At 67.1% G+C, this 24,183-nt stretch carries 22 protein-coding genes; 17 read left to right on the top strand and 5 right to left on the bottom strand.

Going from position 1 to position 24,183, the window contains the following annotated elements:
- Nucleotides 1-338, top strand: a 338-nt coding sequence (locus tag BLQ58_RS16610; RefSeq protein ID WP_139186124.1) for an integrase core domain-containing protein, incomplete at its 5' end; no start/stop codon positions are given.
- Nucleotides 339-364: 26 nt separating this feature from the next.
- Here the strand turns inward: BLQ58_RS16610 and BLQ58_RS16605 are convergent.
- Nucleotides 365-775, bottom strand: coding sequence for a VOC family protein (locus BLQ58_RS16605; protein WP_092600225.1), 411 nt, complete (start codon nucleotides 773-775; stop codon nucleotides 365-367).
- A 219-nt stretch (nucleotides 776-994) separates the two neighbouring features.
- Between BLQ58_RS16605 and BLQ58_RS16600 the strand changes: the two genes are divergently transcribed.
- Nucleotides 995-1,465, top strand: coding sequence for an SRPBCC family protein (locus BLQ58_RS16600; protein WP_066733424.1), 471 nt, complete (start codon nucleotides 995-997; stop codon nucleotides 1,463-1,465).
- A 131-nt stretch (nucleotides 1,466-1,596) separates the two neighbouring features.
- The gene (locus BLQ58_RS16595) at nucleotides 1,597-3,012 is read left to right on the top strand and encodes a DHA2 family efflux MFS transporter permease subunit (RefSeq protein WP_254775990.1); all 1,416 of its coding nucleotides are present in this window, start codon (nucleotides 1,597-1,599) and stop codon (nucleotides 3,010-3,012) included.
- A 28-nt stretch (nucleotides 3,013-3,040) separates the two neighbouring features.
- Here the strand turns inward: BLQ58_RS16595 and BLQ58_RS16590 are convergent, their stop codons facing one another.
- Complete coding sequence (locus BLQ58_RS16590; RefSeq protein WP_139186123.1) at nucleotides 3,041-3,415, bottom strand: hypothetical protein; 375 nt, start codon at nucleotides 3,413-3,415, stop codon at nucleotides 3,041-3,043.
- Between the two features lie 126 nt (nucleotides 3,416-3,541).
- On the bottom strand, nucleotides 3,542-3,811 hold the full coding sequence (locus BLQ58_RS16585) for an acyl-CoA-binding protein (protein WP_092600215.1): 270 nt from the start codon (nucleotides 3,809-3,811) through the stop codon (nucleotides 3,542-3,544).
- A gap of 168 nt (nucleotides 3,812-3,979) precedes the next feature.
- Here BLQ58_RS16585 and tsaB point away from each other — a divergent pair, with 168 nt between their 5' ends.
- From tsaB to BLQ58_RS16565, 4 genes are read left to right on the top strand one after another with little or no spacing between them, the layout of a single operon-like run.
- Nucleotides 3,980-4,753, top strand: coding sequence for a tRNA (adenosine(37)-N6)-threonylcarbamoyltransferase complex dimerization subunit type 1 TsaB (tsaB, locus tag BLQ58_RS16580; protein ID WP_092600212.1), 774 nt, complete (start codon nucleotides 3,980-3,982; stop codon nucleotides 4,751-4,753).
- Complete coding sequence (rimI, locus tag BLQ58_RS16575) at nucleotides 4,750-5,304, top strand: ribosomal protein S18-alanine N-acetyltransferase (RefSeq protein WP_092600209.1); 555 nt, start codon at nucleotides 4,750-4,752, stop codon at nucleotides 5,302-5,304. The genes tsaB and rimI overlap by 4 nt, the downstream gene beginning before the upstream one ends.
- Nucleotides 5,301-6,323, top strand: coding sequence for a uracil-DNA glycosylase (locus BLQ58_RS16570; protein WP_092600206.1), 1,023 nt, complete (start codon nucleotides 5,301-5,303; stop codon nucleotides 6,321-6,323). The genes rimI and BLQ58_RS16570 overlap by 4 nt, the downstream gene beginning before the upstream one ends.
- Nucleotides 6,304-7,389, top strand: a complete 1,086-nt coding sequence (locus tag BLQ58_RS16565; protein WP_092600203.1) for a DUF1853 family protein — start codon at nucleotides 6,304-6,306, stop codon at nucleotides 7,387-7,389. Before BLQ58_RS16570 ends, BLQ58_RS16565 begins: the two co-directional genes overlap by 20 nt.
- 36 nt (nucleotides 7,390-7,425) lie before the next feature.
- Here the strand turns inward: BLQ58_RS16565 and lplT are convergent, their stop codons facing one another.
- Entirely contained in the window at nucleotides 7,426-8,745 is a 1,320-nt protein-coding gene (lplT, locus tag BLQ58_RS16560; protein ID WP_092600200.1) for a lysophospholipid transporter LplT, read from the bottom strand.
- A gap of 471 nt (nucleotides 8,746-9,216) precedes the next feature.
- Between lplT and alr the strand changes: the two genes are divergently transcribed.
- From alr to BLQ58_RS16530, 6 genes are all read left to right on the top strand, one after another.
- Nucleotides 9,217-10,326: an alanine racemase gene (alr, locus tag BLQ58_RS16555; RefSeq protein ID WP_092600197.1), complete on the top strand. Its 1,110-nt coding sequence runs from the start codon at nucleotides 9,217-9,219 to the stop codon at nucleotides 10,324-10,326.
- 41 nt (nucleotides 10,327-10,367) lie between these two features.
- Entirely contained in the window at nucleotides 10,368-11,735 is a 1,368-nt protein-coding gene (radA, locus tag BLQ58_RS16550; protein ID WP_092600194.1) for a DNA repair protein RadA, read from the top strand.
- 4 nt (nucleotides 11,736-11,739) lie between these two features.
- Nucleotides 11,740-12,510 carry a GntR family transcriptional regulator gene (locus BLQ58_RS16545; protein ID WP_092600191.1) on the top strand — a complete coding sequence of 257 codons (771 nt, stop codon included), beginning with the start codon at nucleotides 11,740-11,742 and terminating at the stop codon, nucleotides 12,508-12,510.
- Between the two features lie 242 nt (nucleotides 12,511-12,752).
- Complete coding sequence (locus BLQ58_RS16540; protein ID WP_092600282.1) at nucleotides 12,753-14,321, top strand: gamma-glutamyltransferase family protein; 1,569 nt, start codon at nucleotides 12,753-12,755, stop codon at nucleotides 14,319-14,321.
- Nucleotides 14,322-14,465: 144 nt separating this feature from the next.
- Nucleotides 14,466-15,752 (top strand): oxalate/formate MFS antiporter, encoded by a 1,287-nt coding sequence (oxlT, locus tag BLQ58_RS16535; RefSeq protein ID WP_092600188.1) that lies wholly within the window; start codon nucleotides 14,466-14,468, stop codon nucleotides 15,750-15,752.
- 213 nt (nucleotides 15,753-15,965) lie between these two features.
- A complete protein-coding gene (locus BLQ58_RS16530; protein ID WP_092600185.1) occupies nucleotides 15,966-16,451 on the top strand; it encodes a disulfide bond formation protein B in 486 nt (161 codons plus the stop codon).
- A 76-nt stretch (nucleotides 16,452-16,527) separates the two neighbouring features.
- On the opposite strand, the gene BLQ58_RS16525 is transcribed toward BLQ58_RS16530, so the two are convergent.
- The gene (locus BLQ58_RS16525; RefSeq protein WP_092600280.1) at nucleotides 16,528-18,450 is read right to left on the bottom strand and encodes an ATP-binding cassette domain-containing protein; all 1,923 of its coding nucleotides are present in this window, start codon (nucleotides 18,448-18,450) and stop codon (nucleotides 16,528-16,530) included.
- A gap of 310 nt (nucleotides 18,451-18,760) precedes the next feature.
- Here BLQ58_RS16525 and BLQ58_RS16520 point away from each other — a divergent pair, with 310 nt between their 5' ends.
- The 4 genes from BLQ58_RS16520 (at nucleotide 18,761) to gsiB (ending at nucleotide 24,177) form a co-directional block, all read left to right on the top strand.
- Nucleotides 18,761-19,663, top strand: a complete 903-nt coding sequence (locus BLQ58_RS16520; RefSeq protein ID WP_092600182.1) for a MurR/RpiR family transcriptional regulator — start codon at nucleotides 18,761-18,763, stop codon at nucleotides 19,661-19,663.
- Between the two features lie 26 nt (nucleotides 19,664-19,689).
- Nucleotides 19,690-20,667: an isoaspartyl peptidase/L-asparaginase family protein gene (locus BLQ58_RS16515; RefSeq protein ID WP_092600179.1), complete on the top strand. Its 978-nt coding sequence runs from the start codon at nucleotides 19,690-19,692 to the stop codon at nucleotides 20,665-20,667.
- Nucleotide 20,668: 1 nt separating this feature from the next.
- The gene (locus BLQ58_RS16510) at nucleotides 20,669-22,561 is read left to right on the top strand and encodes a dipeptide ABC transporter ATP-binding protein (protein ID WP_092600176.1); all 1,893 of its coding nucleotides are present in this window, start codon (nucleotides 20,669-20,671) and stop codon (nucleotides 22,559-22,561) included.
- Between the two features lie 65 nt (nucleotides 22,562-22,626).
- Nucleotides 22,627-24,177, top strand: coding sequence for a glutathione ABC transporter substrate-binding protein GsiB (gene gsiB / locus BLQ58_RS16505; protein ID WP_066733379.1), 1,551 nt, complete (start codon nucleotides 22,627-22,629; stop codon nucleotides 24,175-24,177).
- Nucleotides 24,178-24,183: the final 6 nt, after the last annotated feature.

The raw sequence follows: 24,183 nt of genomic DNA, 5'->3' as shown, positions 1-24,183 counted from the left end.
AGCGCAATCCGGCGCCCGGACTGATCGTGCATTCGGACCGGGGCAGCCAGTATGCAAGCGAGGAGTACCAGGGATTGCTGGCGCGCCACGGCCTGGTTTGTAGCATGAGCCGGTCGGGCGATTGCTGGGATAACGCCGTAGCCGAACGCTTCTTCCTAAACCTGAAGATGGAGCGGGTCTGGCAGAGGCGGTACACCGACCGGGCCGAAGCCCGGCGCGACATCACACAGTACATCGTGGACTTCTACAACCCGGTGCGCTTGCATTCGACACTGGGCTACGCGTCGCCAACAGACTACGAGGACAAGTTCCAACAGACCACCCTAACACCTGTCTGAAAAAACTTGACCACTACAGAGCCCCCTCAGGCGCTTCCTCGCGCGCCGTAGCCGTTTCCCTTCCACTCGATAAAACACAGTCCGTGCCCGAACGGGTCGGACAGCATCGCCTGGCGGCCCCAGTCGAACTCCCGTGGCCAGTCCTCGATTTCCGCGCCGGCGCTGAGCGCGCGCTCGATGGCCGGTTCCAGCGATTCGACCACGAAGTCCAGATGCACCGGGGTCCAGTGCCGCACGTAGTCGCGCCGGGTGTCGGCCCGGGTGGTGGCCACCGTGCCGGGCGCCTTGGCCAGCAGATACACCGGCGCGCAGGCGCCGTGCAGCTCGGCCACCGTGCCGTCGAACAGCTTGCGGTTGAGCCGCAGTCCCAGTCCTGCTTCATAAAAGCCGATGCCGCGGTCAAGGTCATCGACGTCGATATTGATCAACAACTCCATGCCTGCCTCCTGAGCGTTCCCCCGATGCGCGGCGCCTGGCGGCCGCTCCTGACGGCTCCTGACGCTATCCGGACACCGGGCCAGCATTGTGCGCCCGGGCTCCTGACACCAGCTGTCAGGAGTGATGTGCAGGCCGCCACCCCGAACGGGTGGCCCGGGGGCGGACAGCGGCGCGCGGGAGGCCCCATAATACGGAAATCTACGATCTGGAGATTCAAGTTGCGCTTCGAACACCTGGTGGAAATCAATGACCCAGGCAACCCCACGCTTGAGCCGCTGACGCCGGACCAACTCTGGCAGGGCCTTGTGCTGCGGGCGGAATCGCCGGAACTGTTCATGCTCGGGCTCGATAGCGCCGAGATCGTCGGGCGGGGCGATGGCTGGATCGAGCGCGTGCTGCATTTCGGCAAGGCCAGCGTGAGCGACCGCGTGGCCTATGAACCGCGCCGCGCCGTGCGGTACGAGTCGGCCCCGACGGCCGAGCACGCGGGCGGCACGCTGGAGATGATCATCGAGACGCCGGCGCCTGGCGCGCTGCTGGTCCGCTTCATCTATCAGACCACCATGCCCAACGTGGACGCCAGCGGCGACAACCGCTACGCCGAGATCGTCAAGTCCGCCTATCACGAGGCCGATCTCGATACGGTCCGCAAGATTCGCGAAATCGCTGCGACGGGACGGCTCGGGTGAGCCGCCCATCCACTGCGCCGGCACGTACCGGCAGCGGGGATGCCCACGGAGGAGGAACTGGCGGGCCATCGGGCGAGCCGGGCGAGCCGGAACCATCGTCGAACAGGCCGGGCGGCCCGACCCGTGCCGACCTGCGCGCCCGTTACGGCGACCGCCTGCGCTGGCTGATCCTGGTCACGCTGATGCTCGGCACGATGTCGTCGATCGTGTCGTCGACCATCGTCAACGTTGCCATTCCCGATCTGAGCCGGCATTTCGACCTGGGCCAGGAGCGCGCCCAGTGGGTGGCCGCCAGTTTCATGATCGCCATGACGCTGTCGATGCTGCTGACGCCGTGGCTGCTCAACCGCTACGGCCTGCGCCGCACGTTCATCGGCACGCTGGTGCTGCTGGGCGGGGGCGGGCTGATCGGCGGATTCTCGCCCACGTTCGGCGTGATGCTGGCCATGCGCGTGACCGAGGGCATTGCGGCCGGCATCATGCAGCCGCTGCCCAATATCTTCATCCTGCGCGTGTTCGATGAACGCGAGCAGGGCAAGGCGCTGTCGCTGTTCGGGTTTGGCGTGGTGCTGGCGCCGGCCATCGGGCCCAGCGTGGGCGGTTTCCTGGTGGAGCTGTTCGGCTGGCGGTCCATCTTCTTCGTGGTGGTGCCGCTGACGCTGGCGGGCTGGTGGATGGCCCGGCGCTACATGGCCGTCGATTCGGCGATGATGGGCGAGCGCAAGCCGCTGGACTGGCGCGGCCTGGCCCTGGTGGGCGTGGCGACGGTCAGTCTGCTCAACGGCCTGGTGGAAATGCGCACCAACGCCGGCGAAGGCGTCGGGCTGGCCCTGTTCGGCGTGCTGATGCTGGGCGGCTTCGTTGCGTGGCAGTTGCGCGCACCCGATCCGCTGATGAACATGCGGCTCTACAGCTATCGCCAGTTCTCGGCGGGCGCCGTGGTGGCCTTCATCTATGGCGCCGGGCTGTTCGGTTCCACCTACCTGCTGCCGGTCTACATGCAGATGGCGTTGTCCTATACGCCGTCGGCGGCGGGCCTGGTGCTGATGCCGGCCGGTATCGCGCTGGCGGTGACCATCGCGGTGGCCGGGCGCCTGACCAACCGCATCCTGCCGCACCGCCAGGTGTCGTTCGGGCTGGCGCTGCTGGCGGGTTCGTTCCTGCTGATGGCCACCGGCTCGATGGCCACGCCGTATGTGCTGCTGGTGCTGTACGCGGTGATCGGCCGTATTGGCCTGGGCTGCATTCTGCCGTCGCTGACCCTGGGGTCGATGCGAGGCGTCGATTTCTCGATGATTCCGCAGGGTTCCAGTTGCATCAACTTCCTGCGGCAGCTGGGCGGGGCGATTGGCGTGAGCCTGGCGGGGGTGGGCCTGCAATGGCGCCTGGCCGAGCATGGCGCGGTGCTGGGCAAGGGCGGCGACGCGGCGGCGCAGGCCGCGCGCATCGTGGCCTTCGATGAAACCTTCCTGGCCGTGGGGATCGTGATCGCCACGGCCATGCTGGCCGCGTGGCGTATCCGCCCGCGGCCGCTGCCCGGGGGCTGATGCCCGCGCCTGCGGGCCTTTCCGGTCGTTATTGCAGCGAGGGCAGTTCGTTGCGCTGGTAGCAGATGCCGGCCAGGAATCCGCTCAGCACCGACGCGGCTTCGCGTCCGCCGGCCGGGCGGGCCTGGATGGCCGATACGGCGAATTCGGTCAGCGCCACCATGGGGGCCGAGGGCGGGTTGCCGCCTTCGACCAGGGCGCGCTTCGCGCCATAGCCATGCGTGCGCATGTCCACCGCGGCGGACATCGCCGTCGCGGCATAGATGGTGCAGGACTTGTAACGGACGGGATCGTAGGCCGGGGCCGCAGGCTCGGCGGGACGGGACGGCGCACGCGGGGCGGCCATCAGCGCCGTCGACAGCATCAGCGCGCAAACGCTGAACAGCACTCGGTAGGTCTTCATGTCTTCCTGAATCACGACACTGTTGCCAGATACATTGCGGATGATCTGGTTATCGGCAGGAAAGACAAGGGGCTGAATGGCGGAAGAAGCGCTGCGGACGGCGCCGGGCCGTCCGCAGGGGCGGGATCAGCTGGCGCGGCCGGCCAGCAGGTCGCCCACCAGTTCGACGTACTTCTGCTTGGCCTCATCCTGGGCCGTGCCCTTGAGGGCTTCCCACGCCTCGAACTTGTAGCGGCCGACGAAATCGGTCATGCCGGGCTTGTCGCCGTGTGCGTCGCCCTCGGCACCTTGCTTGTACAGCGCGTACAGGCGCAGCAGCGTCATGTTGTTGGGGCGCTCCGACAGCGTCTTGACGTCGATTTGGGCCTGGTCGAATTGGGCTTGCAGGTCGCTCATGGGTTCTCCGTATGGCAATGCGTTGGACAGTCGATGATAAGCGCCGCGGACGTCCGTTTCGGTGCAAAAAAGTCGAGGAAGCTTTCAGGTTGCCCCGCTGGCGGCCCGAACGGGGGGGGGCGCCGTTGCCAATACTGCTTTGCCCCGCCAGCGGATACAATCGCTGCCATGTCCTGGATTCTTGCTGTCGAGACCTCCACAGAGTGGTGTTCCGTCGCACTCGGGCGCGCCGTCGCGGATGGCGCCGCAGAGTGTTTCTCCCGTCATGAGCATACCGGCGCGCGTTCGTCGTCGCGGGTGCTGCCTGCCGCCGGCGAGGTGCTGGCAGAGGCCGGCATCCGCCTGGCCGACTGCGCCGCCATCGCGTTTGGCGCGGGCCCCGGTTCCTTTACCGGCCTGCGCACCGCCTGCGGCGTGGTGCAGGGCCTTGCCTTCGGCGCGGAGCTGCCTGTCATCCCCGTCAACGTGCTCATGGCATGTGCCGAAAGCGTACGAAACGGCACGTGGGGCGGGGAAAAGCTGCCTGCGGGCGCGGCGGTACTGGTGGCCATCGACGCCCGCATGGACGAAGCCTATGCCGCCACGTTCCGCTGGGACGATGCCGCGAACGAATGGGTAATGGAAGGCGCCATGCAGGTGGGGGCGCCGGGATCGATCGCGGCGCCCGATGGCGATTTCTGGCTGGCCGGCAACGCGCTGACCGTCTTTGGTGACCGCCTGGCGGCGGCGGGCGGGGCTTCGCGCACGGTGCCGGAAGCCATGCCCGAAGCCCGCGCCATGGTGTCGATCGCGCAACGCGCGCTGGCACGTGGCGAGACGATTGCCGCGGCGGATGCCATGCCGATCTATGTACGCGACAAGGTTGCCCAGACCATCGTCGAGCGCGAGGCCGTGGCCGCCGCCAAGGCCGCCGCGCTGGCCGCGCAGGGAGCGGCCCGATGAGTGCCGCGCTGCTGCCGCCCGAACGTCCGGAGCACCCGGAATGGCCGGCCGTGCCGGTCATGCCGCGGCTGGCGCAGGGCTGGGCGCTGGATCACATGAGTGCGCGCGACCTGCCGGCCGTGGCCGAGATCGAGCAGCGCGCCTACAGTCATCCGTGGACGCGGGGCAACTTCGAGAACTCACTCAAGGCCGGGCATTTCGGCCTGACGCTGCGCGACCCGTCGACGGCGCTGATCGGCTACGCGATGCTGATGCCGGTGGTCGACGAGATGCACCTGCTCAATATCACGATCGATCCGGCTCACCAGCGACAGGGCTACGGACGCCTGCTGCTGGCCATCGCGCTGGCCACGTCGCATGCGCACCGGCTGCACACGATGCTGCTGGAGGTGCGTCCGTCGAATATCGGCGCGCTGGCGCTATACCTCGAAGCGGGATTCGTCGAGATCGGTCGCCGCAAGGGCTACTACCCGGCCACGGCGCTGGGGCGAGAAGACGCCCTGGTTCTGCGCCGCGTCTGGCCCTCCAGTGTTCACGGAGAACCGGCATGAACCGCCGCGCGTTGTTCCTGGAAGCCCTGGGCATTCCGGCCGAGTGGGTGCCACGCCGGGCGCATCCCGTTGAAGACGTGGGAAACGAAGCCGTGGCGGCGGAAGCCGCCGTCGCGCAAGCAGCGGAAGATGCGACCGCCGCACCCGCAGCGGCGGTGCGGGCCGAAGTCCGGCCGTTGCCGTCTGCCCGTCCGCCCGAGCCGGCCAGCGTGCCGGCCGACCTTTCGACGGAACGGGTGGCCGATGTGCTGGCGGACGTCCCGGCCGGGGTCGATCATGCCGCCGACAGTGCCATCGACAACGCCATCGACAACGCCATCGACAACGCCATCGAACTGGCCGCGACCGTCGAGGCTTTCGATGCGCCGAACCCGGACCGGCCGGTTGCCCCCCAGGCAGAGAAGCCGCTGGTCCGTCTGCCCGAGCAGGCGGGCCGCGAGGCGGCCATCGCCGACATGCCGTGGGCCGTGTTGGCAGAGAGCGTGGCCGGATGTACCGCATGTGGCCTCTGCAACAAGCGCACCAACACTGTGTTCGGCGTGGGCGATGCCCAGGCCGAATGGATGCTGGTGGGCGAGGCGCCGGGCGAGAACGAAGACTTGCAGGGCGAGCCGTTCGTTGGCCAGGCCGGCAAGCTGCTGGACAACATGCTGGGTGCGCTGGGCCTGGCGCGGGGACGCAACGTCTACATCGCCAACGTGCTCAAGTGCCGGCCGCCCGGCAACCGGAATCCCGAGCCCGAGGAAGTGGTCCAGTGCGAACCCTTCCTGAAGCGCCAGATTGCGCTGATCAAGCCGAAGGTCATCGTGGTGCTGGGCCGCTTTGCGGCGCAGTCGCTGCTGCGGTCGACCACGCCGATCGGCAAGCTGCGCGGCACGGTGCACACCTACGAGGGCATCCCCGTGGTGGTGACCTATCACCCCGCCTACCTGTTGCGCACGCTGACCGACAAGGCGCGTGCCTGGGAAGACCTGTGCCTGGCACGCGAGGTCCACGATCGTGCGGGAGCTGAAGCCTGATCTCGCCCAGGTAGCGCCGCCGGGCGGCTGCGCGCCGACCGGGACGGACGCGCCTTTGCCGCTCTGGTGCCGCGCGGCCTCGCAGCGCACGCGCGACCTGGCCTGGTGCTCGCTGTCGCCGGCGCTGCTGTCCCATCTGCTCGATGGCTACCAGGACGGGCCTGCCCGGCTGGCCCAATGGCCGCCCGGCGCGCAGGCGGGATGGCAGGCATGGCTGTCACAGGCCGATCCGTCCACCCTGCCCGAAACCATCGTCGAACTGAGCCAGCATCCGGACCCGACCGGCAGCCGCAGCCTGCGGCTGGGCCGTCATGCCGAGCGGCTGCTGCACTTCGCGCTGCGGCATACGCACGGCGTGGACCTGCTGGCCGCCAATGTGCCGATCCGGCGTGCCAACGGGCATGGCGTGCAGACGCTGGGCGAACTCGACGTGATCTGGCGCGACCCCGCCAGCGCGGCCGTCGTCCATTGGGAGATGGCGGCCAAGTTCTACCTGATGGTCGACGGCGTGGCCGGACATCGCGCCTTTGTCGGGCCGAATCTGGTCGACCGACTGGGCGACAAGCTCGATCACATCGTGCGGCGCCAGTTGCCGCTTGGACGAACGGCGGAAGCCCAGGCGCTGGTCGGGCATCCCGTGGATCGCAGCGAAGTCTATCTGCTGGGCTGGCTGTTCTACCGCAACGGCATGGTGCCGGCCGGCCTGGAAACGCTGGGGATCGCGCCGGATCACCTGAACGGGTGGTGGGCGCCGCTGGCCGACTGGCACGCCCGCGCGACGGACCCCGCCCGGGGCCATGTGCGCTGGTGCCGGCTTTCGAGGTCCGACTGGCTGTCAGGTGCCCGCGTGGCCGAGGGCGCGACCGAAACGGCGGCGGTCATGCACGATGCGCTGGCCGAACGCTTTGCCGACCCGATCCACGCGTGGCGCCGCGAAGCGCCGGTCATGGTCTGTGAACTGGTGCAGGATCAGGGCGCGCCCGGCATCTGGCGCGAATGCTCGCGCGGATTCGTGGTGCCGGACGACTGGGAGGCGCGGGCCGCGCTGCGGGCCCAGGCGCCGTGAGGGGCGGGCGCGCCCGGAAGGACGCCCCGCGCGGGGTCAGTGGTGCTTGTCCTCGCCGATCATCGCCAGCGAGTTGTACATCTTCATGTTGTGCTTGTGCAGGCGCATCACCAGCGCCATGGTCGCCACGATGAACAGGCCAAGCGCGACGATCACGAAGCCGATCGGCACGTTCAGCTTGATCAGCAGCGCGTACAAGCACAGCATCAGCAGCACCGAAACGTTCTCGTTGAAGTTCTGCACCGCGATGGAATGGCCGGCCGAAAGCAGCACATGGCCACGGTGCTGGAGCAGGGCGTTCATCGGCACCACGAAGTAGCCCGACATGGCGCCCACGATCATCAGGAACACGTAGGCGATAGCCATGTAGAGCGGCATCGCCATGCCCAGCACGTCCAGCGTCACGGCCGGCATGGTGTCCTTGGTGTAGAACGCCATCAGGATCACGGTGGCACCCATGGCCACGCCGAACGGCAGCACCGACAGCGACTTGCGCAGCGGAATGCGCGCGGCGGCCGCGATGGCGCCAACCGCCACGCCTACGGCCACCACGGCCTGCAGCAGGGCGCCTTGCGAAAGGTTCAGCCCCAGCGATTTTTCGGCCCACTTCAGCACGATGAACTGCAATGTGGCGCCCACCCCCCAGAACAGCGTGGTGACGGCCAGCGAGATCTGGCCCAGCTTGTCGCGCCACAGTGCAATGAAGCAGTCGCCAAATTCGGCAATCAGCTTGATCGGGTTCTTTTCCTGCTGGGGGTAGCGCGCGCCGGTGTCCGGAATGAACAGGTTGAAGATGGCGGCGATGAAGTAGAACAGCATGATCACCACCATCGCCGCTTCGGCGGGGGTGTTGATGCCGGTGTCGACATAGGGCAGGTCGAAGTGCAGCAGGACGGTCGACAGTTGCACCGAGATCAGCGCGCCGCCCACCACCGTGCCCAGGATGATCGAACCGACCGTCAGGCCCTCGATCCAGCCATTGGCCATCACCAGTTTTTCGGGGGGCAGCAGCTCGGTCAGGATGCCGTACTTGGCCGGCGAATAGGCCGCCGCGCCGAACCCGACCACGCCATAGGCCAGCAGCGGGTGCAGTCCGAACATCATGATGGCGCAGCCCACGATCTTGATGGCATTGGTGATCAGCATCACCTTGCCCTTGGGCATGGAGTCGGCGAAGGCGCCCACGAATGCAGCCAGCACCACATAGGACAGCACGAAGAACAGCTTGAGCAGCGGCGTCATCCACTGCGGGGAATGCAATTCGGTAAGAAGGGCAATGGCCGCGATGAGCAGGGCATTGTCGGCCAGCGACGAAAAAAACTGCGCGGCCATGATCGTGTAGAAACCCTTCTTCATACCTTCGACTTTGTCTCCATCGCGGGCGTCCATGTGGACGGGCAAAAGCGCACCGGCCGGTAGTGCCGTCGCTTGGCGGGAACCTGCTGCGCCTGCCGTGTCAAAGTGGGGCGGCGACGCTACTTTCGCGCGCCTTGCGGCTTGCCTGACCGTCATTGACATATTGCTTCTCTTTTAAAACATGGCCGGAGCGTCCGGCTTTATATCACGAATCCGCGACATTTCAGCACACCGGCGGACGCGCATTGGACAGTACATGCCCGGATGGATTCCCGGAATCGACCTGCGGATGTGGTCAAATATCGCCTGCGCAAGGTGGCGCCGGCTTGTCCGCGCCGGCCGGTTCGTCCCAAAGGCCTGTTACCGCACAGTGTGTGCCACCTCAACGCCCGAATCCAGTGGCCTGCCGACCGGGTCTTCCCGAATCAGGTGCAGAACATCGTTCGACAGCCCACGCAAGCAGTCATACCCATGCCAAGACCCATTCACGCTGTCATCCACCAGCCTGCGCTGGCCAACAATCTGGAAGTGGTGCGCCGTCATGCGCCGGACTCCCGCGTCTGGGCCGTGGTCAAGGCCAATGCCTACGGCCATGGCATCCGTCGCGCGTTTGCCGGCCTGAAGGCCGCCGACGGCTTCGGCCTGCTGGACCTCAACGAAGCCGTGCTGCTGCGCGAACTGGGCTGGCAGGGACCGATCCTGCTCCTGGAGGGATTCTTCCAGCCCCAGGATGTTCCCGTGATCGAGCAATATCGCCTGACCACCGCCATCCATTGCGAGGAGCAGCTGCGCATGCTCGAACAGGCCCGGCCCAAGGGCCCGCTGGCCATCCAGCTCAAGCTCAACACCGGGATGAACCGGCTGGGGTTCCGGCCTGCCCAGTACCGGGCGGCCTGGGAGCGCGCCCGCACCATGTCATGCGTGGGCAGTATCGTCCATATGACCCATTTCTCCGATGCCGACAGCGCGCGCGGCATCGCGCACCAGATCGAGGCGTTCGAGACGGCCACGGCCAATCTGCCCGGCGAGGTCAGCCTGTCGAACTCGGCGGCCGTGCTCTGGCATCCGTCGGCCCATCGCAACTGGGTGCGGCCGGGCGTGATCCTGTATGGCGGTTCCCCCACGGGCCTGTCGGCGGACATCGCCGATACCGGCCTGCAGCCGGCGATGTCGCTGCACAGCGAACTGATCGGCATCCAGGACCTGCAGCCGGGCGATACCGTCGGCTATGGCTCGATGTTTACGGCGGACCGGGCGATGCGCATCGGCGTGGTGGCCTGCGGCTATGCCGACGGCTACCCGCGCCACGCGTCGGGCTGGGGCGACAGGCGCGCCCCGGTGCTGGTGGACGGCGTGCGCACCGATCTCGTGGGCCGGGTGTCGATGGACATGATCTGCGTGGACCTGACCCCGTGCCCCAAGGCCAGGGTCGGCTCGCCGGTCACGCTCTGGGGCCACGGGCTGCCGATCGACGACGTGGCCGCCGCCAGCGGCACGGTGGGCTATGAACTGATGTGCGCGCTGGCGCCGCGCGTGCCGACCACGGTGGCCATGCTGACCACGGCCGACTCCGTCTCCTGAAGGCAGCCCGAGCCCCATCCAGCCCTAGTCCGGATTATTCGATGGCCAAGACCAAGACTGTCTATACCTGTACCGAATGCGGCGGTACCACGCCGCGCTGGGCGGGCCAGTGCCCGCAATGCAACGCCTGGAACACGCTCGTCGAGACCGTGGCCGATTCGGGATCGTCGGCCGCGCGCCGCTTCCAGCCGCTGGCGGCGTCGGCCGTGGTCCGCAAGCTCAGCGATATCGAAGCCGCCGAGGTGCCGCGTTTCGGCACGGGCATCGACGAGTTCGACCGCGTGCTCGGCGGCGGGCTGGTGTCGGGCGGGGTGGTGTTGATCGGCGGCGATCCCGGCATCGGCAAATCGACGCTGCTGTTGCAGACGCTGGCCAACCTGTCGGCCAGCCGGCGCGTGCTCTATGTCAGTGGCGAAGAATCGGGCGCCCAGATCGCGCTGCGCGCGCAGCGGCTGGGGGTGGAAGCCGCCACGGTGGGCCTGCTGCCCGAGATCCAGCTCGAAAAGATCCAGGCCGCGCTGGAGGCCGACAAGCCCGAAGTGGCCGTGATCGACTCGATTCAGACGCTGTATTCCGAGGCGCTGACCTCGGCGCCCGGGTCGGTGGCCCAGGTGCGCGAGTGCGCGGCGCAGCTGACGCGCATCGCCAAGAGCAGCGACATCACGATCATCCTGGTGGGCCACGTCACCAAGGAAGGCAGCCTGGCCGGGCCGCGCGTGCTGGAACACATTGTCGATACGGTGCTGTATTTCGAGGGCGATACCCATTCGTCGCACCGGCTGATCCGCGCCTTCAAGAACCGCTTCGGCGCGGTCAATGAACTTGGCGTTTTTGCGATGACCGAGCGCGGCCTGCGCGGCATCAGCAATCCATCGGCGCTGTTCCTGTCGCAGCATGAGGAGCAGGTGGCCGGGTCGTGCGTGCTGGTGACGCAGGAGGGCACGCGCCCGCTGCTGGTGGAAGTGCAGGCGCTGGTCGATACGGCCAACGTGCCCAACCCGCGCCGGCTGGCGGTGGGCCTGGAACAGAACCGGCTGGCGATGCTGCTGGCTGTGCTGCACCGGCACGCTGGCATCGCGTGCTTCGACCAGGACGTGTTCCTGAATGCGGTTGGCGGGGTCAAGATCACCGAGCCGGCCGCCGATCTGGCGGTTTTGCTATCGATTCATTCGTCGATGCGCAACAAGCCGCTGCCGCGCGGGCTGGTGGTGTTTGGCGAAGTGGGGTTGGCCGGCGAGATCCGCCCGAGCCCACGCGGGCAGGAACGGCTCAAGGAAGCCGCCAAGCTCGGCTTCACGATGGCCGTGATTCCCAAGGCCAACGCGCCGAAGCAGCCCATCGACGGGCTGGAAGTCATTGCGGTGGACCGCCTGGAGCAGGCGATCGACCGCGTGCGGCACCTGGACTGACGCGATGACCGATGCTGCCGTGGATACCGAAGACGCAGCGTCGCGGTCCGCGGTGCGTGGCAAGCGGTCGCAGGCCGCCTACCAGGCACTGCGCGACGACATTTTCGCGTTCCGGCTGCTGCCGGGCGACCGCTTTACCGAAAACGACGTGGCCGAGCGGCTGGGCATCTCGCGCACGCCCGTGCGCGAGGCGCTGCAGCGGCTGCAGGGCGATGGCCTGGTGCGCGGCTACTACCGCAACGGCTGGGAAGTGGTGCCGCTGGACCTGGGCCGCTTCGAGGCGCTGTATGAACTGCGCACGCTGCTGGAAACCCATGCCGTGACGCGCCTGTGCCAGCCGTCGCACGCGACGCGCCGGGCCGCGCTGATCGCCATGCTCGATGCCATCTGGCGCGTGCCTCAAGCGCGGCGCCTGGCCGACGGCAACGCCGTGGCGCAGCTTGACGAGGCATTTCACCTGGCCATCGTCGATGCGGCGGGCAACCCCGAAGCGGCGGCCGTGCATCAGCAGGTGACCGACCGCATCCGCATCATCCGCCGGCTCGACTTCGCATTCGGCGAGCGCATCTCGCTGACCTACGACGAACACGGCGCGATCCTGGCCGCGCTGGCCGATGCCGATGCCGGTCGCGCGGTGGCGCTGCTGTCGACGCATATCGAGGATGGCCGTGCGGAAGTCAGCCGCCTGACCATGGCGCGACTCGAGGAAGCCCGCACCAGCTTCGTGCCGTCGACCGAATCCGGTGCACCGGCGCGCCGCCGCCGGTTCGGCTGATCGCAACGGTTTCTTCACCGGTGACTTCGCACGCGGCATCCCGCCGCGACGCTTTATCTCCCGCTATCCCCCACGCCACGCGGCATAGGCCGCTTCACGCCCGTCCCGCGCCCGTCCCCCCTCGCCAGTAGGGCTGCCCATGGCACGCCTATTGCAACCGTTCCACGCAGGAAATTTATGTATACATAAATCGCGGAACTGTCGTGACCTTTCATCTCAATCCGATCCGGGGCAGCCGGGGCATGGCCGTGGCGCCGCACGCGCTGGCATCGCAGAGCGCACTGGCCGTACTGCGCGACGGCGGCAATGCCGTCGAGGCGATGGTTGCGGCGGCGGCCACCATCGCCGTGGTCTATCCGCATATGAACAGTATTGGCGGCGACAGCTTCTGGCTGATCGCCCGCCCGGGCGAGGCGCCGCTGGCGCTCGATGCCTGCGGCGCGGCGGCGGGGGCGGCGACCATCGCGCGCTATCGCGAGGCGGCCTTTGCCGCCATTCCCACGCGCGGCGGCATGGCGGCAAATACGGTGGCCGGCACGGTGTCGGGCTGGCAGGCGGCGCTGGACTGGCAGCGCGACGCGCTGGGCGGACGGCTGCCACTGGCGCGGCTGCTGGCCGATGCGATCGACCATGCGCGCGACGGCGTGCCGGTGACCGACAGCCAGTCGGCCTGCGTCGCGGCCAAGGCTGGTGAACTGCTGGATGTGCCCGGGTTTGCGCAGACCTTCCTCGTGGACGGTGCCGCGCCCGCGCCCGGCAGCCGTTTTCGCCATCCGCGCCTGGCCGCCACGCTCGCACAACTGGCGCGCGCGGGGCTCGGCGATTTCTACCATGGCGACCTGGCCCGGATGCTGGCGCATGAACTGCAGCAGGCGGGCAGCCCGCTGACGGCAGCCGACCTGCACGCCCATCGCGCCACCTGGAAGGCGCCGCTGGCGCTGGCCCATTCGCAAGGCACGGTCTACAACATGCCGCCGCCTACGCAGGGGCTGGTATCGCTGCTGATCCTGGGCCAGCTCGACCGGATTCTCACGCCCGACATGGACCCGCTTGGCGCGGCGTTCGTGCATGCGTGCGTGGAATCGACCAAACAGGCATTCCACGTGCGCGACCGGCATATCACCGATCCCGCCTATATGGAGGTCGATCCGCGCGACCTGCTGGCGCCGCCCTGGCTGGACGCGGCCGCCGCGCGCATCCGGGCCGATGGCGTGCTGCCTTGGGGGCAGGGCATGGGGCCGGCCGATACGGTGTGGATGGGCGTGATCGATGGCAATGGCGTGGCCGTCAGCTTTATCCAGAGCATCTATCACGAGTTCGGCAGCGGCATCGTGCTGCCGCAGTCCGGTGTGAACTGGCAGAACCGCGGATGCAGCTTTGCGCTGGACCCCGCCGCGCGCAATCCGCTGATGCCGGGCCGCAAGCCGTTCCACACGCTGAACCCGGCGATGGCCCGCCTGAACGATGGCCGCACGCTGGTCTACGGAAACATGGGCGGCGACGGCCAGCCGCAATCGCAGGCGGCCGTGTTCTCGCGGATCGTCCATTTCGGCATGAACCCGCAGTCGGCCATCGACGCGCCGCGCTGGCTGCTGGGGCGGACCTGGGGCCAGACCAGCGACACGCTGAAGCTTGAAGCGCGCTTTCCGTCCACGGTGCAGCACGCGTTGCGCACGCTGGGCCACGACGTGGAGGTGCTGCGCCCCTCTGACGAAGCGATGGGCCATGCCGGCGCCATCGTGCTGCAGCCGAATGGCCTGTACCAGGTTGGCAGCGACCCGCGCAGCGATGGCGCGGTGGCCGCGTGGTGAACGCATGGTGAGCGCATGGTGAACGCGTGGTTAACGCGCGGCGGCCGAGTGACGAGCCGGGCGCCGCCCCGCAATGGATTCCAACAAGGCGTGGCGCCGCATGGCCACGCGTCTCTCTCGAAGTCTGTCTGAAGGAGTGGTTCGATGCGTACCGTTGCTGATAACGCGGCCCTGGGTGTGCCGCACGCCGTGCCGCTGGCGCGCACGCGCTGGCTGCAGCTGCTGCTGGGGCTCGTGTGCATGATGGCGATTTCCAGTCCGCAGTATGTCTGGACGCTGTTCACCAAGCCGCTGTCGGCCAAGCTGGGCGTGCCGCTGTCGGAGCTGCAGGTCACGTTCTCGCTGTTGATCGTGCTGCAAACGTTTTTCTCGCCGTTCCAGGGCGCGATGATCGAACGGTTCGGGCCGCGCCGCCTGATCGCGCTGGGCACGGTGCTGTCGGGCCTGTCGTGGGTGCTGGCCGCGTCGGCGCAGAGCGTGAGCATGCTGTATCTGACCTACGGCGTGGTGGGCGGGCTCGGCACGGGCATCGTCTACGTGGGCGTGGTGGGTCAGATGGTGCGCTGGTTCCCTGACCGGCGCGGCTTTGCGGTGGGCATGGTCGCGGCTGGCTATGGCATGGGCGCCATCCTGACCACCTTCCCGATTGCCGCCGCGCTGGCGGGCAAGGGGCTGGAATCGACGCTCTGGCAGTTCGGCCTGATCTTCGCGGTGATTGGCTTCCTGGCGTCGCAGGGGCTGCGCGCGCCGGCCGCCGGCGAGCAACTGGCGGTGCGGCCGGCCTACACGCCGTCGAACGTGGCCGACGTGCCGACCCGCAAGATGCTCAAGACGCCGCTGTTCTGGCTGCTGTTCGCGATGATGACGATGATGTCGACCTCGGGCCTGATGGTCACATCGCAGATGGCAGCGTTCGCCAAGGATTTCGGGGTGTCAAACGCCGTGGTGTTCGGCATGGCCGCGCTGCCGCTGGCGCTGACCATCGACCGCCTGACCAACGGGCTGACGCGACCGATGTTCGGTTGGATCTCGGATCGCTGGGGTCGTGAAAATACGATGTGCTTCGCCTTTGCGCTGGAAGCGGTGGCCATGACGCTGTGGCTGCTGACGCGCGAGAACGCAGTGCTGTTCGTGCTGCTGTCCGGCGTGGTGTTTCTGGGCTGGGGCGAGATCTTCTCGCTGTTCCCCTCGACGCTGACCGACACGTTCGGGACGAAATTCGCCACGACCAACTACGGCTGGCTCTATATCTCGCAAGGGATTGGCTCGATCTTCGGCGGCCCGCTGGCAGCGCTGATGCACGAGCGCATGGGTAGCTGGATGCCGGTCTTCGGCGTGGCCATCACGCTCGACATCGTCACGGCGGTGCTGGCCATTGCCGTGCTGAAGCCCTGGCGCAAGCGATACCTGGGCGCGCCGGCGGCAGGCTGACGGATCGGGCGCGGGCGGGCAAGTTGACCGGCCGGGCGCGGGTGAGGGCGGGTGAGGGCGGCTGAGGGCGGCTGAGGGCGGCTTAGGGCGGGTGAGGGCGGGTGCGTCAATCCGCCACACTGCAGGTTGTGGCGGATTGCGCGGGCACCCCGGTGCCGCAACGGAAAATGGGTAATAATTCGCGTCGAAGCCATTCCTGCCCTCGACACACCCATGCAAGCCAATTCTCGCGCCTATTTCCTGCTGATCGCCGTGGTCTCGTTCGCGTTGCTCGGTGCCGCGCTGTACATGCAGTACGTGGAGGGCTATCAGCCGTGCCCGCTCTGCATCATGCAGCGATTTGCGTTCGTGGGCATCGGCCTGTTCTCGCTGCTGGCCGCGATCGCGCAGAACACGCGCACGCTGTGGCAGGGGCTGGGCATGCTGTCCGGCGTGGCCGGTATCGCGGTGGCCGGTTACCACGTGTCGCTGCTGCTGAACCCCAAGGCATCGTGCGGCATCGATCCGCTGGAAAACTGGGTCAACGCGCTGCCCACGGCCAAGCTGCTGCCGCAGGTGTTCTATTCGGACGGCCTGTGCACGGCACCGCTGCCGCCGCTGTTCGGCCTGTCGATTCCGGCCTGGTCGCTGATCTGGCTCGTGATTCTCACGCTGACGCTGGCGGTGGGGCTGATCCGCCGCGAGAAGAACTACCGCTGACCCTCGTTTCCTCCCCGGTTTTTTCTTCCCTCGCCCGCACGCGGGAGAGGGGAGCACATCCAGGGCGCGACAGGTATTACGCGATCTGCTCGATCTGCTCCTGCAGTTCCAGCCAGCGTTCCTCCAACTGATCCAGCTCGCCAGTGACCTCGGCCTGGCGCTTGAGCATCTCCATCAGCTTCGCCTTGTTGGCGTCTTCGTAGCTTGAAGATTCGGCCATGAAGGCGTCGATCACGGTCTTGTCGGCCTGCAGCACCGACATCCGCTTCTCCACCTTTTCCAGTTCCTTGGCCAGCGGCTTGCGCAGCACCGACAGCCGCTGCCGTTCGTCGGCCTCGGCGCGGCGCTGATCGCGTCGATTGACCGCCGGCGTGGCCTCGGCGGCGTGCGCGGCCGTGGCGGCATTGCGCTTGGCGGCGGCCTGTTGCAGCAGCCAGTCGCGATAGTCGTCCAGGTCGCCGTCGAATGGCTTGATGGTGCCGTCGGCCACCAGCATGAACTGGTCGGACGTGGCGCGCAGCAGGTGCCGGTCGTGCGAGACCAGGATCAGCGTGCCCTCGAACTGGGCCAGCGCCATGGTCAGCGCCTCGCGCGTGTCCAGGTCCAGGTGGTTGGTCGGTTCGTCGAGCAGCAGCAGGTTGGGCTTTTGCCAGACGATCAGCGACAGGGCCAGCCGGGCCTTCTCGCCGCCCGAGAACGGCTCGATTGGCGAAGTGGCCATGTCGCCGCGGAAATTGAAGCTGCCCAGGAAGTCGCGCAGTTCCTGCTCGCGCACGTCGGGGGCCAGCCGCGCCAGGTGCTGCAGCGGCGAATCGTGGTCGCGCAGGGTTTCCAGCTGATGCTGGGCGAAATAGCCGATGACCAGGCCCTTGCCGAGCCGCACCGTGCCGTTGAGCGCGGGCTGCGTGCCGGCCAGCGTCTTGACCAGCGTCGACTTGCCCTGGCCATTGGCGCCCAGCAGGCCGATGCGCTGGCCGTTCTGGATCGACAGCATCAACTTGTGCAGGATGGTCACGGGCGGGTCGGCTTCGGCGTAGCCGCAGTCGACGTGGTCGAGCACCATCATCGGGTTGGGCGCCGAATCGGGCTCGCGGAATTCGAATGCGAAGCCGGCTGCGACGTGTACCGGGGCCAGCCGTTCCATCTTCTCCAGTGCCTTGACTCGGCTCTGTGCCTGGCGCGCCTTAGTGGCCTTGGCCTTGAAGCGCGTGATGAACGATTCCAGGTGCGCGATTTCCTTTTGCTGGCGCGTGTAGGCGGCCTGCTGCTGGGCCATCTGCTGCAGCCGCATTGTCTCGAACAGCGTGTAGTTGCCGCCGTACCGCTTGAGCTGCTGGTTCTCGATATGCACTGTGACGGTGCAGATCGCATCGAGAAATTCGCGGTCGTGCGAAATCATCACCAGTGTGCCCGGGTAGCGGGCCAGCCAGTCTTCGAGCCAGACGATGGCGTCCAGATCCAGGTGGTTGGTCGGTTCGTCGAGCAGCAGCAGGTCGGACGGACACATCAGCGCCTGCGCCAGGTTCAGGCGCATGCGCCAGCCGCCCGAAAACGATGCGACCGGCTGCGTCACCTGCGGCAGCGTGAAACCCAGGCCAAGCAACAGCGCCTCGGCGCGCGCGGCGGCGGTATAGCCATCGGCATCGGCATAGGCGCCGTGGGCCTCGGCTTCGGCCGAGCCGTCGCCGCTGGCCTGCGCGGCGGCGATGCGCGATTCGATCTCGCGCAGCCGCGTGTCGCCATCGATCACGTAATCCACGGCCGTACGATCCACTGCCGGTGTCTCTTGCGCCACATATGCGATACGCCATTGGGTGGGCACGGTCACATCGCCGCCATCGGCGTGCAGTTCGCCGCGCAGCATCGCGAACAGGGTGGACTTGCCGCTGCCGTTGGCGCCGACAAGGCCCACGCGCTCTCCGGGGTTGAGCGTCACGCTGGTGTGGTCGAACAGCACCTTGGTGCCGCGCTGGAGGACAAGCTGGTCGATTCGTATCACGTGAAAGGGTTCGAGCTGGGTGGTGCAGGGCAGCCGATCGTTCGGCAGGCCGGCATTGTAGCGCGCCGGGGGCCATTGGCCCGTCACCGCCGGCGGTCGGCCGCCGGCTTTCAGTCGGCTTGCATGTCCGCTTCCATGTATTGAGGGATTTCCCGTATTCCGCCACTTAGGTCATTGCGGGCACGCCATTTGCGTGTAAATTTATTTACATTGCTTGCTGCACTGCGAAAGTGCCTTTTCATTGCCGGAGCGTCGCCAGTGCTGTTGGCGATGCTTCAAGGCGGTGCCAACCCATACCCGACGTCCTGACATGTCCAGCGGCCAGACGATTTCCGAACGCATCGCACGCGCCTTGCCCACGCTGACGCCCGCGCACCAGCGCATGGCGAACTACGTGCTGGACAACCTGTTTCGCGCGGCCACGATGCGGATCGACGAATTCGCCGCGGCCGTGGAGGTGTCGGTAGCCACCGCCAACCGTTTCGCCAAGGCGCTGGGCTTCGAGGGCTATCCGCAGTTTCGCGCCGAACTGGTGCGCGGATTCGAGGCCACGCTCGCGCCGGTGGAACGGCTGCGCGACGAACTGGCGCGTCCGAGCACCGTGGCCGACGTGTTTGCCGCCTCGCTGGAGGATGGTGCCCGCAACCTGGAATCCACGCGCCGCAACCTCGATCCGGAGTCGATCGAGCGGGCCGTCGATGCCATCCTGCAAGCCGAGCGCGTCTACGTGATGGGCTTTGGCGCCAGCGGTTACCTGGCCGGCCTGATGCAGCACGGACTGGAAATGCACTGCCGGATGGTGACATCGGTGTCGACGGTGGGCGGGGCGTCGCACGCGGCGCGGCAGCTGTTCAAGCTGACGCCGAAGGACCTGGTGGTCTGCATCGCCTTTCCGCGTTATGTGACCGATTCGATGAAGCTGGCGCAGCGGGTGAAGGCGCATGGCGGCCGGCTGCTGGCGCTGACCGATGGCCCGACCTCGCCGCTGGCGCCGCTGGCCGATATTTCGCTCTACGCCAACGCCGGCAACCGCCTGTCGGCCAATTCGGAAGCCACGGTGCTGGCGCTGATCGAGGCGCTGTGCGGGGCGGTGTCCTACCGGTCGGTGCGCGCGGTGAAGGCGGCGGCCGAGATGACCGAATTCCTGCTGCCGTGGCTGTACGGCGCGCACGGTGCGCGCGACGACCGCGGCGCGCAGAAATCCTCAGACTGAAGTCAAGAAGGGAAGTAGAAGGACCTATGCCTCAAGCTGTTATCGCCATCCACGGCGGCGCCGGCACGATCACCCGTGCGGCCATGGACGCCAACCGCGAACGCGAATACACCACCGCGCTGGAACAGGTGCTGCTGGCCGGCCAGCGCGTGCTTGCCGAAGGCGGCAGCGCGCTGGACGCCGTGACCGAAGCCGTGCGCCTGCTCGAAGAATGCCCGCTGTTCAACGCCGGCAAGGGCGCCGTGCTGACGCACGCCGGTACTTACGAGCTCGATGCATCGGTCATGGATGGCGCCACGCTGAACGCCGGCGCCGTGGCCTGCGTCAAGCGCCTGCGCAATCCGGTGCTGGCCGCGCGCGCCGTGCTGGAAAAGAGCGAGCATGTGCTGTTTGCCGGCGAAGGGGCCGAGGCTTTTGCCGAAGCGCAAGGACTGGAGCTGGTGGCGCCGGAATACTACTTCACGCAGGCCCGCTACGATCAGTGGCAGCGCGCCCAGGGCACCACCGGCATGGCGCTGCTGGATCACGATGCCGCCGCGCTGGCCGCCAGGGCCGCGCAGGAAGGCAAGGGCGATCCGCTCGATGCGGACAAGAAGTTCGGCACGGTCGGCGCCGTGGCCTGCGATGCCAACGGCAACCTGGCCGCGGCAACGTCTACCGGCGGCGTGACCAACAAGCAGGTAGGCCGCGTGGGCGATACGCCGGTGCTGGGCGCCGGCTGCTATGCGGATGACGTGGCGGCCGTATCGGCCACCGGCACCGGCGAGATGTTCATCCGCACGGCGGCTGCGTTCGACGTGTCGGCGCAGATGCGCTACGCGGGTTTGTCGCTGGAGGAGTCGGCGCGCCGCGTGGTCATGGAGAAGCTGCCGGCCATCCATGGCCGCGGCGGCCTGATCGCGGTCGATCGCGCGGGCAACGTGACGCTGCCGTTCAACACCGAAGGCATGTATCGCGGCCTGGCCCGCGTCGGCGAACCGGTCAACGTCTGGATTTACGGCTGATATGCAGAATACTGTTTCCAAGCACGGCATCGTGCTGCCGCCCGAACGCGCGGTGGTGGTGGACAACCTGACGGTGCGCTTTTCCACGTCGGAACGCACGGTCGAGGCGGTGCGCAACCTGTCCTTCCACGTCGATCGCGGCGAAACGCTGGCCGTGGTGGGCGAATCGGGCTCGGGCAAGTCGGTGACGTCTCTGGCGCTGATGCGTCTGGTGGAGCACGGTGGCGGCAAGATCGCCAACGGCAGCATGCTGCTGCGCCGCCGTTCGGGCGAGGTGCTGGATCTGGTCAACTCCACGGAATCAAGGCTGCGCAGCGTGCGCGGCGCCGATGTGGCGATGATCTTCCAGGAGCCGATGACGTCGCTGAATCCGGTGTTCCCGGTGGGCGAGCAGATTGCCGAATCGATCCGCCTGCACCAGGGCCGTGGCAAGGCCGCGGCGCGCGCCGAGGCGCTGCGCATGCTGGAACTGGTTCGCATTCCCGAGGCACGCCGCGTGCTGGACCGCTTTCCGCACCAGCTGTCGGGCGGCATGCGCCAGCGCGTGATGATCGCCATGGCGCTGTCGTGCAAGCCGGCGCTGCTGATTGCCGACGAGCCGACCACGGCGCTGGACGTGACGATCCAGGCCGAAATCCTGCAACTGATCCGCAACCTGCAGGCCGAAATGGACATGGGCGTGGTCTTTATCACCCACGACATGGGCGTGGTGGCCGAGGTGGCCGACCGCGTGCTCGTGATGTATCGCGGCGAAAAGGTGGAAGAGGGTACGTCCGACGACGTGTTCCATGCGCCGGCCCATCCGTACACGCGCGCGCTGCTGTCGGCCGTGCCCAAGCTGGGCGCGATGTCGGGCACGGACCTGCCGGCCCGCTTTCCGCTGGTGCAGGTGAGCGACGGCGCCGCTCCGGTCAGGGAAGTGCCGCAGGATACGGTGCCGGCCGGCGCCGAGCCGATCCTGCGCGTGCGCGACCTGGTCACGCGGTTCGACGTGCCGGGCGGCCTGTTCGGCAAGGTCACGCGCCGCGTGCATGCGGTGGAGCAGGTCAGCTTTGACCTCTATCCCGGCGAAACGCTGGCGCTGGTGGGCGAATCGGGCTGCGGCAAGTCCACCACGGGCCGGTCGCTGCTGCGGCTGGTCGATGCCCAGAGCGGCACGATCGAATTCGCGGGCCAGAACATCAGCAGGATGCAGGGTCCGGCCCTGCAGGCGCTGCGCCGCAATATCCAGTTCATCTTCCAGGACCCGTTTGCGTCGCTGGACCCGCGCGTGCCGGTGGGCTACTCGATCATGGAGCCGCTGCTGGTGCACAAGGTGGCCAGCGGCAAGGAAGCCGAGGCGCGCGTGGCGTGGTTGCTGGAAAAGGTGGGCCTGACGGCGGCGCACGCTTCGCGTTATCCGCACGAGTTCTCGGGCGGCCAGCGGCAGCGTATCTGCATCGCGCGCGCACTGGCGCTGAACCCCAAGGTGGTGGTGGCCGACGAGTCGGTGTCTGCGCTCGACGTGTCGATTCAGGCACAGATCGTCAACCTGATGCTGGATCTGCAGCGCGAACTGGGCGTGGCCTTCCTGTTTATTTCGCACGACATGGCTGTGGTGGAACGCGTGAGCCACCGCGTGGCGGTGATGTACCTGGGCCAGATCGTCGAGATCGGCCCGCGCCGCGCCATCTTCGAGAACCCGCAGCATCCTTATACGAAGAAGCTGATGTCCGCGGTGCCAATTGCGGACCCCGCGCGACGCCATCTGAAGCGCGAACCGTTGAACGACGAGATTCCGAGCCCGATCCGCATGGTCGGCGACGAACCCGTGGTGCAGCCGCTGGTGGCCGTGGCCGGCAGCGGCGCGCATGGCCACTTCGTGGCACGGCACGCCATTGGCGGCGCCTATTGACCGATTCCGTAGTACCGAAGTCGCTGTATCCCCTGTATTCCTGCTTTCCCGATAGAGGAGAAGAGATGTCCAAGGTTTCTTTCCGGCTGATGGCCGGTGCTGCCGCAGTCGGCGCCATGGGTATGCTGGCCGCCGCCCCGGCCTTTGCCGCCAAGGATGCGGTGATGGCCGTGTATTCGACGTTCACCACGCTCGACCCGTACGACGCCAACGACACGCTGTCGCAGGCCGCCACCAAATCGTTCTACCAGGGCCTGTTCGGCTTCGACAAGGACCTGAAGCTGGTCAACGTGCTGGCCGAAAGCTATGACGTCAGCAAGGACGGCCTGGTCTACACGTTCAAGCTGAAGAAGAACATCAAGTTCCACGACGGCACCACGTTCGATGCCACGGCCGTCAAGGCCAACCTGGATCGCGTGACCGATCCGGCCAACAAGCTCAAGCGCTACACGCTGTTCAACCGCGTGGCCAAGACCGAGGTGGTTGACCCGTACACCGCGCGCGTGACGCTCAAGGAGCCGTTCTCGCCGTTCATCAACGTGCTGGCCCACCCGTCGGCCGTGATGATCAGCCCGACCGCGCTGAAGAAGTACGGCAAGGAAATTGCCTTCCACCCGGTGGGCACCGGCCCGTTCGAGTTCGTGGAGTGGAAGCAGACCGACTACCTGAAGGGCAAGAAGTTTGCCGGCTACTGGAAGACGGGCTATCCGAAGATCGACACGATCACGTGGAAGCCCGTGGTGGACAACAACACGCGTTCGGCCGTGATGCAGACGGGCGAGGCTGACTTCGCGTTCAGCATTCCGTTCGAGCAGGCCGCCGTGCTCAAGGCCAGCCCGAAGGTGGACCTGATCGATTCGCCGTCGATCATCCAGCGTTATCTGTCGCTGAACACGACGGTGAAGCCGTTCAACGACCCGAAGGTGCGCCAGGCCATCAACTACGCCATCAACAAGGAAGCACTGGCCAAGGTGGCCTTCGCCGGCCACGCCGTGCCGGCCGATGGCGTGGTGCCGCATGGCGTGGACTACGCCGAGAAGCTGGGCCCGTGGCCGTACAACCCGGCCAAGGCACGCGAACTGCTGAAGGAGGCTGGCTACCCGAACGGTTTCGAGACCACGCTGTGGTCGGCCTATAACCACACCACCGCGCAGAAGGTGATCCAGTTCGTGCAGCAGCAGCTGCAGCAGGTGGGCATCAAGGCCCAGGTGCTGGCCCTGGAAGCCGGCCAGCGCGTGGAGCGCGTGGAATCGGTGCAGAAGCCCGAAGAAGCCGGGGTGCGCATGTACTACGTGGGCTGGTCGTCGTCGACCGGTGAGTCGGACTGGGCGCTGCGTCCGCTGCTGGCGTCGGAATCGATGCCGCCGAAGCTGCTGAACACGGCGTACTACAAGAACGATCAGGTGGATGCCGACATCGCCGGCGCACTGCGTACGACCGATCGTGCCGAGAAGGCCAAGCTGTACAAGGATGCCCAGCAACGCATCTGGAACGACGCGCCGTGGGCCTTCCTGGTCACCGAGAAGATCCTGTACGCCCGCGCCAAGCGCCTGACCGGCGCCTACGTGATGCCTGACGGCTCGTTCAACTTCGACGAGATCGACATCAAGCAGTAAGCGTTG

The organism is Ralstonia sp. 25mfcol4.1, assembly GCF_900104095.1.
Taxonomy (GTDB): Bacteria; Pseudomonadota; Gammaproteobacteria; order Burkholderiales; family Burkholderiaceae; genus Cupriavidus.
Note: the sequence above shows the minus strand (reverse complement) of the source record. Positions and strands in the feature narration are given on the sequence as shown.